The organism is Wenyingzhuangia sp. IMCC45533 (genome assembly GCF_054111225.1).
Genome location: NZ_CM134197.1, coordinates 2,055,001 through 2,070,962, shown reverse-complemented (window position 1 = coordinate 2,070,962; position 15,962 = coordinate 2,055,001). Strand labels below are relative to the sequence as shown.

The window sequence follows — 15,962 nt, the reverse complement described above, 5'->3', positions numbered from 1 at the left end:
CTACACAAAAATAGTCAATTAAACTCTAATTATGTCTGATAATGTGTACATCTTAGCTATAGAATCATCCTGTGACGACACTAGTGCTTCCGTTATTTGTAACGAACAAATTCTATCAAATATTGTTGCCAATCAAGACATACATTCTCAGTACGGAGGTGTTGTGCCGGAATTGGCCTCTAGAGCTCATCAACAACACATTGTACCCGTTGTAAATGCTGCGCTAAAAAAAGCCAATATTAAAAAAAGTGAATTGAATGCTGTTGCTTTTACTCAAGGTCCTGGGTTGATGGGATCTCTTTTGGTGGGGGCATCATTCGCAAAATCTATGGCACTTGCGCTCAAAATACCTTTGTTGGCCATCAATCACATGCAAGCTCACATTTTAGCTCATTTTATTGATGATGCTAATGACCAAAAACCAACGTTTCCGTTTATCTGCTTGACTATTAGCGGCGGACACACGCAAATTATTAAAGTTAAAGATTACTTTGATATGGAAATTTTGGGAGAAACGATTGATGATGCTGTAGGCGAGGCTTATGATAAAACAGCTAAAATATTGGGATTACCTTACCCTGGAGGACCTCTTATAGATAAATATGCGCAAAAAGGAGAACCTATCTATAAGTTTACCAAACCTAAAGTCAAAGATCATCATTTTAGTTTTAGTGGACTAAAAACAGGTATTCTTTACTTTGTTCAAAGGGAAATTCAAAAAAATCCTGAATTTATAAAAAACCATTTATTTGATATTTGTGCAAGCGTACAAAATACCATTGCAGAAATATTGATGGATAAGATTAAAAAAGCTGTCAAGGAAACCGGCATCAAACAAGTTGCCATTGCAGGGGGAGTATCCGCTAATTCTGAAATTAGAAAACGATTGATAGATGCCCAAAAACACTTTGGCTGGACAAGCTATATACCTAAATTTGAATATACCACAGACAATGCTGCTATGATTGCTGTAACTGCATATCAAAAATACAAACTCGGACTCCATAGCAGTCAATTGACCACTGCTAATCCAAGATTAAAAGTAGATGCCAAGGACGTTTAGACCTTGTAAGTAATAGCGTTGATATTCATCCCTGCTCCTACCGAAGCAAAAATAACAATATCATCATTATTTACTTGATGTCCTTCTATCTGATTTCTTAAAACCATATCATACAAAACTGGAACTGTAGCCACAGAATTATTACCCAATTTTTGGATAGACATAGGCATAATTCCCTTTTTGACTGGTTTTTTAAACAAACGAAACAGTCTTTTTACAATAGCTTCATCCATTTTTTCATTGGCTTGATGTAAGAATATTTGAGAGATGTCATCAATTTCCAAACCTCTTTTATCCATCGCAACTTTAATGGCAGCAGGAACATGAACTAAAGCGAATTCATATATCTTACGACCCAACATTTTAATATAGTTGATATCTTGATTTTGATTTTTATTGTATGTAGGACCTGAGTACAAATAAGCTGCTTCTTCCTGAGCATAAGTTTGAGCTGCCGTAGTTAAGATACCTCTTTCCTTATTTTCTGTTTTCAGTTCTAGTACCGTAGCTCCTGCTCCATCAGCAAAAATCATACTGTCTCTATCATTGTCATCTACAACTCTAGACAGTGTTTCTGCTCCTACTACCAATACTTTTTTAGCATCTCCTGCTTTTATCGCTTGGTTAGCTTGTATCATTCCTTGAACCCATCCCGGGCAACCAAACAGAATATCGTAAGCTACGCAATTAGGGTTTTTGATGTCTAGCAAATTTTTTACTCTTGTTGCCAAACTCGGGAGTAAATCTCCTTGAATACTTCCCTTTTTAACATCTCCGAAGTTGTGAGCCACTATAATTAAATCCAATTCCTCTTTATCTATTTCGGCATCTTTAAGCGCTATAACAGATGCTTCTGCAGCCAAATCAGAAGTGTTTAAATGATCTTCTGCATATCTTCTTTCAGCTATACCCGTTATAGCCTCAAATTTTTCTATAATATCAGTATTTTCTTTTTCAAATAGAGTTCCATCCTCATTCATAAAAACATGGCTACTAAAATCCGTGTTTTTAATTACTTTTTGTGGAATAGCACTACCTGTTCCTACAATGACTACGTTTTTATACATATGCTAAAATAAAAAACCGATGCTATTGATAACACCGGTTCAAAAGTAAATATATTTTGTTGATTAGTACTCGTATAAATCTCCTAAATCAAAGGATAAAGAAAATCTGATTGTATTTTCTAACGGATTATTAACAACAGAATTACTAATTAAGTATGATAAATCAACGTTAAAAGAACTTGCTTTGAACCCCGCTCCTAACGTAAAAAAGTTTCTATTTCCTTTGTTTTCGTTTTCCTTGAAATATCCTGCTCTAAAAGCAAAAGCATTGTTGTATAAATACTCAGCTCCCAATCCAATGGTAACCTCCTCAAGCTCTTCGCTAAAACCATTAGGTGCGTCACCAAAAGAATTCACAATTCCCTCTATAAAGTTTTGATCTTCTCCGTTTACACTCGGTACTAGTAACTTGGTGAACTCCATCGTTACACCAAATTGATTGTAGTCATCGAAAATAAAATCAAAACCACCTCCCAATTTTAAATTTGTTGGTAGAAAACCTTCGCTGTTAAAAACATCTACTTTAGGCCCTATATTGCTAATATTAAAACCTCCTCTTGCAACTCCGTTGAACTGGCTAAATGCCATTTCGTTAGACTGGTAATATCCTGAAATATCAACAGCAAATCCGTTGGTAACCTCAATATCAGAAAATGATGTCCCAGAAATTCTCAAATCAGATCTTATGTATCTCAAAGCAACTCCCATTCCATAATTATCACTAAGCTTTAAGGAATAGGCTCCATCTATAGCCAATTCATTAGGCGTGGCTGTTGTAGAAGCGCTTGAATTGTCTTGAGTCACTTCAATTTCACCGTAACTAAAATATTTAAATCCACCTGCAAAAGCACTCCTATCATCTATTTTTTGCTGATATGTAATGTTACCTACAAATATATCATCTGTTAAATTTCTAAGCCATGGAGTATAATTAAGCGCTACCGTTACTTCTTTTTTGTGAAAACTCATTTTAGCCGCGTTATGAAATAAAGCATTTCCATCTGCAGTAGTTGCTACTCCAACATCTCCCATCCCTGCTGCTCTAGCATCTGTAACTATCCCCAAAAAAGGAGCCACAGTAGTAATTGTATTTGTTTGGCCAAACATTTTAAAACTTACGAATGTTAACACAAACAGATAACTTATTTTATTTCTCATATTCTATAAATTGATTATTTTATAATATTACTAACTTTTCTATCCTTTCATCTGTTTCTCCAGACAAAGTTTCTTTCACTATTATCTTGTACAAATAAACTCCTTTAGCTAGTCTGTTTCCAAAATCGTCTTTCCCGTCCCAAGTAACACTTCTTACAATATTTCCTCCGTTATTGTTTCCGTCTGTTGCAAAAATGGACTTTACCAATTTACCCGAAATTGTGTATATCTGCACTTTTACTTCTAAAGGATTTCCTACTCTATTGTTAGAAAACCAAAACTCTGTGTGGTTGATAAAAGGGTTAGGGTAATTTAAAACCCTATCTATTTTGAACTCTCTGTCCTCCACTACAGTAAAATTTAACGTTTGGGTAGCAGAATTATTGTGAGTATCCCAAGCTTTAAATGTAACAGTATGATTTCCAATCTCTAATTGTTCCAATTCGTAGTTAACTACTCCTCTGGTAAAGTCGTCAGGCTCTGTGGTATAAAAATCATTTAAATTGATCGGGTTACTAAAATCTCCATCAATAACCAAAGATAAATTACGTCCTATCGAATTTAGAGAAATATTGATACCACTTTGATCTTGGATATTTGCTATAAATCTAGGCCTCGTGGTCGTACTACCTCCATCTAAAAAAGATTTATCTTCCATAAATAGATTTAGCATGGGGGGTGTTTTATCTTCCTCTACATCGGTATCAATGCCTCCAACTATATAAGTTTTATCAAATCCTGTAGCCTCATTCGAATTTGATGCCGCATAAACGCTAAATTTCGTGCTTTCTTCTATAAAACCAATATCTTTAGGCAAAATAAAATCAACAGCAAACATTCCATTTTTAACAGAAGCAGTCCCTACAAAAAGTTTGTTTTCTAGGGAATTAAAGTTTGTTACCTCCGACTGGTTACCTGAATTTACACCACCTTCTTCGTTAAGTCTAGTACTTCTTTCTAGTTCTTTACCATATATTATAATATCTAACTTACCGTTAAAAGAATTAATTGTATTATCCGATTTATCTACAATTTCACCTGTTATTCGATGTCGTGCCAAAGCTTTTAGAGTTGATACACTTTCTAACTTAATTTCGTTAGGATCAGTCGTAACAATTTTTTTAACATCATTTATTTTTATTTTATTATCTGGTATTGACAAATTCATTAAAGGGTCTCCAAAGTAAAACACAAAAAACTTGTCCCTGTCAAAATTCACGTTTTTAGCATCTTTAAGACTTTCTGCAATTGTTCTTTTTTTTCCATCAAAACGGAATAAATAGTCAGACAATAGGTTGTTCATCTTTGCTCCAGCAGTAATCGTAATTTGTCTTGTTGTTGTAATCATTGAAACAGCACCTCCTAAGGAGTTAAGCATCAATTCCTCTCCCCCTGAAACTCTAACAGGATCATCAAATCTTGAAAAATCACAGGTTACGGTAATAAATAGCGGCAAGTTATTTTTATTCCTAATGGCTCCGATGTCAGATATATCCAAGAAATTTTCTTCTGCCAAACTAAAAACGTTTCCATGTCCAAAATAATTAATCACTAGAGATCCATTATCAAAAGCTTGTAAAAATCTTCTTTTTACTTCTGGGTAACTCTGCCCTCCCGAAGTCACCTGCTCTTCAAATGCATCGGAGTATAGTTTAACAACGTTTAAATTCTCGTCATTCCCTTCTACTTCGATATTTGAGGAGTTTACAAACCCCGTTATTTTCTTAGCTGAATCCTCCAAATGTTCAATCAGTCCTTGATTATCTCCTTCTTGACCATCATCTCCTAACAATGTAACTTGATTTTTCCATGCTCCAAAGGAATTAGGAGCGTAATAATTCAAAATTTTATCAACAACCGTTCTCGCCTCATTGGCATTGGACACGGGTATTCTCCCAGTAATCAAATCCATTTTCCAACTAGATACAGATGGTGAAATTCTTCCTACTTCATCCATATAGGCATAATAGTCATCTGTATTGAATGATGATATAAGGCTCGAACTATTAGTTAACGACATAAATGTTGGAATGCTATTTTCTGACCTAGTTTGGATATTTCTATAATCAAATGTGGAGTCTCCAAACAAACAAACATATTTTAACCTTTGCTCTGCCGAAGTATTTTTATCGTACAAAAATTTAAAAAAATTTCTAATAGCCGTAATGTCTGAATTTCCTGATCCAAACTCGTTATATATTTGTTGGATATCAACTACTTCAACTTTAATCTTAGTAGTTTTGGCTTCGTCTATATATGTATTTTGCTCGTGATATGTCTTGATACGATTTGCTTGAGATATTAAATTTTTATTCGCAATAATTACATACTGAGCATTATTAATAGCTTGTAAATTTTGATTAGATACTCTCGAGTTGCTTCCTAAGTTTATCGGCGATAGGGCCCTGTTAATTTTCACTAAGTGGTATCTATTTAAAATACCATCTGTTAACTCTTTAAACTTAAAACTACTTGAGCTTACGTTAGTACCTAATTGGTTTTTTACATTATACACATCTGTAACATTCCATATGTAATCAATTTCATTTTTTTTATTGATGGTGTATTCTAAAACCTGACTGTTAGTTTGGGATTGGAAATTTACAAAACCAAACTGTGTTCCATTAGCAATCAGACTTCTGTCTGCAACAACTCTCAAATAATCTAATCGAGAAATTGCAGAATTATCTCCATTAGAGTTGTAAAACACGTTAATGTTGATATTATCCCCAGCAGCCAAAAAATTAGCTGAAGGGTTAATATTTGTGAAGCCTTCTCTAGGATTGGTATTTTGTATTGCCCTATTTATTAACACATTCCCATTATAGTTTACATTGAAGTTTACACTCGTAGATGCCGAATTTGAAGCAAAGCCAGTAGATAAAATCACACTTGTAGTTCGAACAATATTTGGAAAAATAAAATTAAAATTTTGATTCCTATTGACACTAAAATCTTCTCCAAACCATTGTCTACCTACTCTAATATAATTAAACAACTCTTGCTCGTGCAGTTGATAATCCGTAAATGTATTTATTTGATTGGTTGCAGCGTTTAATGGACTAGCGATATTTTGAATTCTTTTTCCGTCAATACCAGAATCTACGTTAATAAAGTAATATCCCCTAGAGCTATATATGTTTTGTCTGTGGGTTATTTGATTTCTGTTAGTTAAATCCCAAGTTATGGTTCCCTGTCCATAGAATAATACAACATCATCTCGATTAAATACATTATCTTCTTCTCCTATTACTTGAATAGCATTTTCTTGTAAGCCCTCTATTTGTGACACTCCTAAGTCCTCGGGTAAAACTTGTCCTCCATATCCTAGAACTCTTATTCTTTTAGGATTGATATTATCAACGTCAATACCTAAGGATTTTAAAAAGTTGTAATCTAACTTATACACCCCTGTTTTATCGACAGCTATTTTATACCACGTCCCAGATGCTAAAAATGACTCGCTATTAGCATTCGTTCGATTTACTTTTGAAAATTTCGATTTGGTCTTTATCGAATAGTTTACTTCAATTTCTTGTATTTCAAAAAATTCCTGCTTAGAGTTTTTATAGACTGGATTGAAAGAAAACGTTATGTACTCCTTATCTACATCTTTAACAGTAAATACCCTTAAATCAATCTCTGGAGAAATCTTTTCCTGCGTAACTAATAAGTCCTTTATTAAGCGTTTTTTTTGCCTTAAAACTTTATAACTAATATTAACGATTTCTCCGTTCTTATTTTTTTTTTCTTGATGAATGTATAAAGGAACAAAACCATCTCCTAAAGTTATGTGATCTCCACTGTATATTGTTTTTTCAATGACCGGATCGTATATAGTATTTAGTTTTACAGTAAATGTTTTTTTGTTTTGTGCACTCACTAAAGCGACAAATAAAAAAAAACAAAGCAAACTACGTAATTTCATTTATTCCTAATTTATTTCACGAATATAACAATTTACTATTATTATCTACTAGGTAGAATTAAATTGTATAATTGATTTATATAATCTATATTGCGATGAAATTAACAACAATAGTGATTCTTTAAGTTTATGAAAAAAATCATAAAATCCTCATTAGTATACGGTTTAGCCGCACTAGGTTTAGTAAGCTGTTCTAACAATAAACAGGACTATGGTTCTGATAGATATTCTGAAAACGTAGGTTTCGATTTTGGAGCACCAGAAAACGGTGGTTTACCAGCTCTTGCTTTTGATTCTTATCAAGAAATACCTGAAAACATGGTATACATAGAAGGAGGTCTGTTTGTTATGGGACAAATTCAACAAGATGTAATGGGAGGTGTAAGAAATACTCCTAGCACTGTACATGTTAAAAGTTTTTATTTAGATGATACAGAAGTAACTAATAGAGAGTACTTGATATATTTGGATTGGTTACAAAAAGTGTATCCACCTAACAATCCAAAATACAAACATATATACAAAGCTGCACTTCCTGATGAGAATGTATGGAAAAACCCTTTAGGTTCTGACGGAGGTTTGTCTAAAACTTACTTAAAAAGTATTGCTTACGAAGATTATCCTGTTGTAGGAGTATCTTGGAGACAGGCTAATGACTATTGTAAATGGAGAACAGATAGAGTTGCCGAGATGGTATTAATTGCTGATGGAATACTTAAACCTTATAACGAAAGAGGAATTAGTGAGCAAGGTAGGGCTAGATTCGATGCGGAAGTTTTTGAGCTTGATCCTAAATTGTTGTTCAATGGAGATTATTCCATTTTCACAGAATACGTAACTCGTCCTGAAGAAGAGGAAGAAACTGATTCCATAGCATTAGCGACTCCAGTTAAAAAAGAAGATATCAAATTGAATATTGAAAAATACTCTCCTATGCCTAATTTTAGGCTTCCTACAGAAGCTGAATGGGAATATGCAGCCAAAGCTGATGTTGAAAATAGAGAATACAACACCATCAGAGGTAGAAAAAAATACGCTTGGAGTGGTGAAACAACTATAGATGCTCAAAGCGCTTATGGAGTTCAATTTGCTAATTTCAAACAATCTAAAGGAGATTACAGTGGTATTGCTGGTTGGAGTTCTGATAACGGAGATATTACAACTCCTGTGAAAAGTTTTCCACCAAACGCATTTGGTTTGTACGACATGGCTGGAAATGTAGCAGAATGGGTTGCTGATGTTTACAGACCTGTAATTAATACTGAGGCTAACGACTTTAACTATTACAGAGGTAATGTTTTTAAGAAAATGAAATTTGACGAAAGTGGTAAAGTTGTTTTAGTTGATGTTAACAATATGGTTTATGATACTTTGCCAAATGGTAAAATTGTACCTTCTGCATTACCAGGTGAAATTGTAAAAGAAGAAATTTCTATTAGTGATGCTTACATGAATCCTAATATCAACAAAGCCGACAATATAGATTTTGCTGATGGTGACTTGTCTAGTTCTAGAGATTACGAAGAAGAAGATCCTGAGGCCAGAAAACCTATGTATAACTCTCCTGTAATTCCACAACCTGTGTTAAATGAAAAGACTGGTCAAATGGAATTAAAGTACGATGCTAAACCTAGAACTAGTTTGATTACAAAATACTCTAGAGTTTACAAGGGTGGTTCTTGGCAAGACAGAGAATTTTGGCTAGATCCTGCACAAAGAAAATTCTTAGAAGAGTACATGTCTACTAACTATATTGGTTTTAGATGTGCTGTGAGTAAAATTGGTGCTAGCCATGAAGATTCTAACAGATCTCCTTACGGAGCTCCTGCATACTAAACATCATAATAACTGATAATACAAAAGCTCCTAAGGTTTGACCTTAGGAGCTTTTGTATTATTTATATGTTCATTGAATTAGTTTAGTTTATAATCGAACCCTTCTTTGTCTAGATATTCAAAAAGTTCAGAAGTTATGTTTAGCTTGTAATTTCTAGAAGGCATTTCAATATCAATTTTATCCTTATCAGAAATAATATTAAAACCTACAGTTTGTTTGGCTCCTTCTCCAGTAAATCCAGACAATAACATTTGTAACTGTTCTATTCTATCTTCTCTAATTTCGTGCAAACGCAATTTAAAAGTTATTTTTTTGCACTTCTTTTCTAAAATATCAGACAGTAGTGAGAAGTCTGAGAATTTTTCTCTAGGAGCTCCTTCAGAACCATCTTTTTGCATCCAGCCTCTTTGGACTACACCACTAATATGTAGAAAAGAATTAGGCACTAGCATATGCTGATATCTTAAATAGTCTTCTCCAAACAAACGAAATTCGTGAGAATCCGTATAGTCCTCGATCATAAAAGACCCCCAGCCATTTCCGTTTTTAGCAATTCTATGTTCTGCACTAGTTAGGATGCCCGCAAAAGAGAAAGTTTTACCTACATGTTGTCGTAAATCTTCTTTAAACATACTCACTCCACAATTGGTAAATTTCATTTCATTTCTGTAATCATCTAAAGGATGTGCAGATATATATATTCCCACAACTTCCTTCTCTTTGGATAAAGTTTCCATGGTTCCCCAAGTTTCGCAAGGAGGTACGGAAGGTTCTGGTAATTGAACGTCCGATGCTTCTCCAAATAAAGACACTTGAGACGAATTGATACTTTCTTGATAAGCGTGACCAAATTTCATTGCTTTTTCTAAAAAAGTAGTTCCTTTCTCGTCACCAGCGAAAAATTGAGCTCTATGTACATCACCAAAAGAATCAAAACCGCCAGCCAGAGCCAGTCCTTCAAAAGCTTTTTTATTACAGGTCCTTAAATCTACTCTTTTAGCAACATCAAAAATAGATGTGTAAGGTCCTTTATCTTCTCTTTCCTCTATAATTCTTTGTACAGCTATTCCTCCAACACCCTTAATTGCAGCCAATCCAAAACGAACTGCACCTTGATCATTCACAGAAAACTTAGCGTAGGATTCATTCACATCAGGACCTAAAACCTCTAAACCCATTCGTTTACATTCTTCCATAAAGAAAGTTACCTGCTTGATATCATTCATGTTATTGGACAGTACAGCCGCCATATATTCAGCAGGGTAATGTGCCTTTAAATACGCAGTTTGATAAGCTACCCACGCATAACAAGTAGAGTGGGATTTATTAAAGGCATAGGATGCAAATGCTTCCCAATCTTTCCAAATTTTTTCCAAAGCTTTGGCATCATGTCCTCTTTCGGAAGCCTGATTGATAAATAAGGGTTTCATTTTAGCCAGTACTGCAATCTGCTTTTTACCCATGGCCTTACGTAAAGTATCGGCTTGACCTTTGGTGAATCCTGCTAAATCTTGAGATAACAACATCACCTGCTCTTGATAAACTGTAATACCATAGGTCTCTGCAAGTCTGTTCTTGTATTCTTCGGCAGGTAAGTCATATAAAATTTCTTCTACACCGTGTTTACGATTGATAAAACTTGGTATATACTCTAACGGACCTGGTCTGTACAAAGCATTCATCGCAATTAAATCTGCAAAAACTGTAGGCTTCAATTCTCGCATATACTTTTGCATTCCAGGAGATTCGTACTGAAAAATACCGACTGTTTCTCCTCTTTGAAATAACTCGTATGTTTTTACGTCATCTATAGGAAATGCTTCGGGATCCAATTCGATTCCGTGACGAGCCTTAACAATTTTGCAAGTATGTTTTATTAGAGTTAATGTTTTTAACCCTAAGAAATCCATTTTTAACAATCCAGCGTCTTCTACTACTGAGTTATCAAATTGGGTAACGTACATATCTGAATCTTTGGCTACAGATACAGGCACATACTTGGTAATATCATCTGGCGTAATGATGACCCCACAAGCATGAATTCCAGTATTTCTTACAGAACCTTCTAAAATTCTTGCTTTATTAACCGTTTCAGCAGTCAAATCATTTCCGTCAGCAATACGTTTCAACTCGTTTACCATTTCTAATTCTTCCGACCTAAGCTTACTTGCCAAAGCTTTGTCATCCAATCCAAAAATCTTTTTAAGCTTCATCCCAGGAATCAACTTGGCTACTCTATCAGCTTCAAACAACGGCAAATCTAATACACGAGCCGTATCTCTAATAGACGACTTTGCAGCCATCGTACCGTAGGTAATAATTTGTGCTACTTGGTTAGACCCGTATTTATCAATAACATAATCAATTACTCGACCACGTCCCTCGTCATCAAAATCAATATCAATATCGGGCATGGAAATACGTTCAGGGTTTAAGAAACGCTCAAAAAGTAAATCGTATTCTATAGGGTCTATATTGGTAATCCACAAACAATAAGCTGCCACTGATCCCGCAGCAGATCCACGTCCAGGACCTACCGAGACTCCCATATCTCTGGCTGCTCTTATAAAATCTTCTACAATTAAAAAGTATCCAGGATAACCTGTTTTGGCAATTACGTCCAATTCTAAATCTAGTCGTTCCTTTATTTCAGTAGTAATTTCTCCGTACCTCTTTTTTGCTCCTTCGTAGACCAAATGAGCTAAAAAGTTATTTTCTCCACGCTTACCTCCATCTTCTAAATCTTTAGCATCTTTAAAACGTTCTGGAATATCAAAAGCTGGTAGTAATACCTCACTAGCAAGGGTAAACGGTGTAATTTTATCTACTAATTCTTGAATGTTTACAATTGCTTGAGGTACGTCTACAAACAACTCTTTCATCTCCTCAGGAGATTTAAAGTAATACTCATCATTGGGTAAACCATATCGGTATCCTCTTCCCCTTCCTTTTGGAGTAGCTTGCTTTTCGCCATCCTTTACACACAAAAGAATATCATGTGCGTTGGCATCCTCTTTAGTCATGTAAAAGGTATTATTGGTGGCAATTACCTTAAGATCATGTTTATCGGCAAACTGTAGCAATACTTTATTCACTACGTTTTCATCCTCTTGCCCATGCCTCATAAGTTCTATATAGAGATCATCACCAAACTGCTCCTTCCACCATAACAAAGCCTCCTCAGCCTGTTTTTCTCCTACATTCAATATTTTACTAGGAACTTCCCCGTACAAACTACCCGTTAAAGCAATTACATCTTCTTTGTATTTCTCTACAATAGACCTATCAATTCGAGGCACATAATATTTACCATCCACAAAAGCTGTTGATGACATTTTGGCTAAATTTTGATAACCCTTTCTATTTTTAGCTAATAAAACAATTTGATATCCGTTGTCCTTTTGAGTCTTATCTAAATGATTGTTACACACGTTGAATTCACACCCAACTATAGGCACCAACTCCTTTTCATGAAATGCTTCGCCATTTTCTTCTGCTTCTACTTTTCTAGATTTTACTCCTTTGTTGTAGCCATCTACTGCATTGGTAAAATGAAAAGCAGCCATCATATTTTCAAAATCTGTGATAGCAACAGCAGACATATTTTGTTTTCCTGCAGTATGAACCAACGCTCCAATTTCTATAGTAGATTGTAATATAGAATACTGAGTATGATTATGTAAATGTGCAAAAGAGGCATTTTTTAATTTTTCTAAATTTTCTTTGACGTCAATACCTTTGCCAGCAGCACCAGCCTGTTCTGATTGACGCTTTCTTATTTTATTACTCTCTTGCTTTAAATTCAAATGCTTTAATCCAATTACCTCGATAGGTTTGGGATTTGCTTGCTTGAATGTTGTAAAATAAGCTGAGTCTACATCTAATTGCTCTTGGGTAAAAGCTTGTTTTCTTATCAATTCAAAAAAACATCGAGTCGTAGCTTCCACATCGGCGGTTGCATTATGAGCCTCTCCAAAATCGACTCCAAACAAATACTGATGTAATTCCGTAAGTGTAGGTAGTTTAAATTTCCCCCCTCTACCACCGGGTAACTGACACATACTTGCTGTAATCTCAGTACAAGTATCTAAAATTCCTAATTTGTTTTTATCTTCTTCTCTTAAATCATCGATAGCCAAAGTCCTATTTTTGGGTGCTTTAGTTTCAAAATTGTAGTCTGACATTTCAAACTCATCAAACTTAAAAGCCTCAAAGTTAGGTTCAATTCCTGCTCTTACAAATTCAGCTCCCATAATGTTTACATCGAACGTAACATTCTGACCTACCAAGAATTTTGTTTTACTTAGTACTTGGTTAAATTTATCTAACCCAGCCTGTAAAGTAATTCCTTGCTCTTGTGCCAACTCTGTTGAAATTCCGTGTACTTTTTCAGAGTCAAAAGGAATATTAAATCCATTTGGCTGAATCATAAAGTTTTCGTGCTCTATCATTTCCCCCATCTCATCATGCAACTGCCAAGCTATTTGTATACACCTAGGCCAGTTATCAGTATCTGTCATAGGAGCTTTATAGCTCTTAGGCAAACCCGTTGTTTCTGTATCGAAAATTAAGTACATCCTTAGTTATTTGAGAGCTATAAAAATACAAAATATTGAAAGGATATTTTTAGTACTCGCACATGCAATCAAATAATTTATAAACAAAAAACCTACCTAGAAAATCTAGATAGGTCCATATTTTTTTTTAGAATATTGATTGAGATATTAAGCTTTTTCAGCCGCTCTAATTTCTTTGGCTTTCAACTTAGCTTCTTCGTTTCTTTCAATTTTATGATCAGGTCTAGTCCATTTAGGATTTTCTCCTTTAGCTTGGTAAGATGAATCTTCTGCCGAAACCGATTTTGGTTGTACCTTTTTTGTAAACGGTTTCATGGGATTTAACCCCAACTTATCAAATAATTTCATATCCTCGTTTACGTCAGGATTCGGAGTTGTCAATAACTTATCTCCTGCAAAAATAGAATTTGCTCCAGCAAAGAAACAGAATGCCTGTCCTTCTTGTGTCATTTGAGTTCTACCTGCAGAAAGACGAACCTGTGTTTCTGGTAGTACAATTCTTGTGGTAGCAACCATTCTAACCATGTCCCAAATCTCTACTGGCTTTTGATCTTCTAATGGAGTTCCTTCAACAGCAACCAATGCATTGATTGGTGTAGACTCTGGCTGTGGATTTAAAGATGATAAAGCAACCAACATTCCTGCTCTATCTTCCGTAGTTTCTCCCATACCTATAATACCTCCGGAACAAACTGTTACATTCGTTTTTCTTACATTATCAATGGTATCTAGTCTATCTTGATAACCTCTAGTAGAAATTACTTCTTTGTAATACTCTTCCGAGGAATCTAAATTATGATTGTAAGCATATAAACCTGCTTCAGCTAAACGTTTGGCTTGGTTTTCCGTAACCATACCTAGTGTGCAACAAACCTCCATATCTAGTTTATTGATGGTTCTCACCATTTCCAACACTTCGTCAAATTCAGGTCCATCCTTAACATTTCGCCAAGATGCTCCCATACAAACTCTAGAAGAACCAGAAGCTTTTGCTCTTAAAGCTTGAGCCTTAACTTGTTGTACAGGCATTAAATCGTTACCCTCAATATCCGTATGGTAACGAGCCGCTTGCGGACAATAACCACAATCTTCAGAACAACCACCAGTTTTAATAGACAATAAAGTAGATACCTGAACTTCGTTAGGATCATGATGCAGCCTATGTGCGGTAGCTGCCTCGTATAACAATTCCATCAGAGGTTTGTTATAAATCTCTAGGATTTCCTCCTTAGTCCAGTTATGTCTTACTTCACTCATAAGTTTATTTTTTGATTTGGTAAAAATAGTAAATTTTACAGCCAATGAATATTATTTTCTTTTTAAAACAATACTTACAGCGTTCCCCCCAAAACCAACTGCGTTGATCAAGACCCTGCTTATTTTGTTTGGTTTTTTCAAATTTGGTAAATAAGGAATACCCACAAATGTGTTATGCTTCAACATCAATAAAGCCAATTCCATGCTAAAACAACCAGAACTCCCTAATGTGTGACCTATTTTCCATTTGTTAGAAGTAATGGCAGGCATCTTATTTTTGAATACTTTACTGATAGCGTTAAATTCTGAAGAATCCCCTTTAATGGTACCCGGAGCGTGCATCACAATGACATCTATATCTCCACTTACATCTTTCAAAGCCATTTTCATTGAATCTTGAAAACAAATAGCATCCTCTGTAATAGATATATTGTGTTTCAACTTTTCAGTAGCAAAACCCACAGACTCAATATAAGCCAAGGCATTATCTTTTTTTCCCGCTTCTAAACAAAAAACAGCAGCACCTTCACCCAAACACATGGTGTTTCTTTTTTTATCAAAGTCCAAAGCCCTACATGGATAATTTCCTTTGTTCTCCGCATAAATCTTAATAGCCTGCATCTGTGCAATGGTAAAATCTGTATTCGGAGCCTCAGTTGCACCTACCAAAAATTTCTCACTCATTCCAGAATTAATCCAAGCTACACCGTTTAAAACTGCATGCAAACCTGTAGAACAAGTAATTGAATGAGATATCACAGGTCCATTGGTCTGCAAATCATCTGCCACCCAAGTGGACAAATTTCCTAAAGTAGTTGTAGGAGAAGTTAATGGATGGGTTTTACCTAACTCATCATCTAAAAATTCTTTATAAAACCCCTCGAACAATTCTGTTGCACCCCTAGAAGAACCTATGTTAATTCCAAATACATCATTATTTTTCCAATGAGCGCTTTCAACCGCTGACCTACTCACGTAAATCGCCATCAAAACAGAACGATCTAATGAATGATACTTAAGATTAGATTTTCTTAATTTATCTAACTCATCGTTTAGTGTAGCACATAATTCACTC

Annotated in this window: 8 protein-coding genes (1 of these 8 running past the window's edge); 2 read left to right on the top strand and 6 right to left on the bottom strand. The window is 34.9% G+C overall.

The window, feature by feature from the left end:
* The first annotated feature begins 31 nt into the window (after positions 1-31).
* Positions 32-1,063, top strand: a complete 1,032-nt coding sequence (gene tsaD / locus ACXGQW_RS09180; protein ID WP_457822177.1) for a tRNA (adenosine(37)-N6)-threonylcarbamoyltransferase complex transferase subunit TsaD — start codon at positions 32-34, stop codon at positions 1,061-1,063.
* Here tsaD and ACXGQW_RS09175 read toward each other — a convergent pair.
* From ACXGQW_RS09175 to porU, 3 genes are all read right to left on the bottom strand, one after another.
* Entirely contained in the window at positions 1,060-2,130 is a 1,071-nt protein-coding gene (locus tag ACXGQW_RS09175; protein WP_457822175.1) for a 3-oxoacyl-ACP synthase III family protein, read from the bottom strand. The two genes, tsaD and ACXGQW_RS09175, sit on opposite strands and share 4 nt — an antisense overlap.
* 63 nt (positions 2,131-2,193) lie before the next feature.
* Positions 2,194-3,288 carry a type IX secretion system outer membrane channel protein PorV gene (gene porV, locus ACXGQW_RS09170; protein WP_457822173.1) on the bottom strand — a complete coding sequence of 365 codons (1,095 nt, stop codon included), beginning with the start codon at positions 3,286-3,288 and terminating at the stop codon, positions 2,194-2,196.
* A gap of 19 nt (positions 3,289-3,307) precedes the next feature.
* Positions 3,308-7,216, bottom strand: coding sequence for a type IX secretion system sortase PorU (gene porU / locus ACXGQW_RS09165; RefSeq protein WP_457822171.1), 3,909 nt, complete (start codon positions 7,214-7,216; stop codon positions 3,308-3,310).
* A 129-nt stretch (positions 7,217-7,345) separates the two neighbouring features.
* Here porU and gldJ point away from each other — a divergent pair, with 129 nt between their 5' ends.
* A complete protein-coding gene (gene gldJ / locus ACXGQW_RS09160) occupies positions 7,346-9,052 on the top strand; it encodes a gliding motility lipoprotein GldJ (protein ID WP_457822169.1) in 1,707 nt (568 codons plus the stop codon).
* Positions 9,053-9,130: 78 nt separating this feature from the next.
* On the opposite strand, the gene dnaE is transcribed toward gldJ, so the two are convergent.
* From dnaE to ACXGQW_RS09145, 3 genes are all read right to left on the bottom strand, one after another.
* Positions 9,131-13,630, bottom strand: coding sequence for a DNA polymerase III subunit alpha (gene dnaE / locus ACXGQW_RS09155; protein WP_457822167.1), 4,500 nt, complete (start codon positions 13,628-13,630; stop codon positions 9,131-9,133).
* Positions 13,631-13,777: 147 nt separating this feature from the next.
* Complete coding sequence (gene bioB, locus ACXGQW_RS09150) at positions 13,778-14,887, bottom strand: biotin synthase BioB (protein WP_457822165.1); 1,110 nt, start codon at positions 14,885-14,887, stop codon at positions 13,778-13,780.
* A gap of 51 nt (positions 14,888-14,938) precedes the next feature.
* Positions 14,939-15,962: the 3' portion of a beta-ketoacyl synthase N-terminal-like domain-containing protein gene (locus ACXGQW_RS09145; protein WP_457822163.1), read on the bottom strand. 134 nt of this gene lie beyond the right edge of the window; only the last 1,024 of its 1,158 coding nucleotides appear in the window; the start codon falls outside the window, past its right edge — the gene reads right to left on this strand; its stop codon occupies positions 14,939-14,941.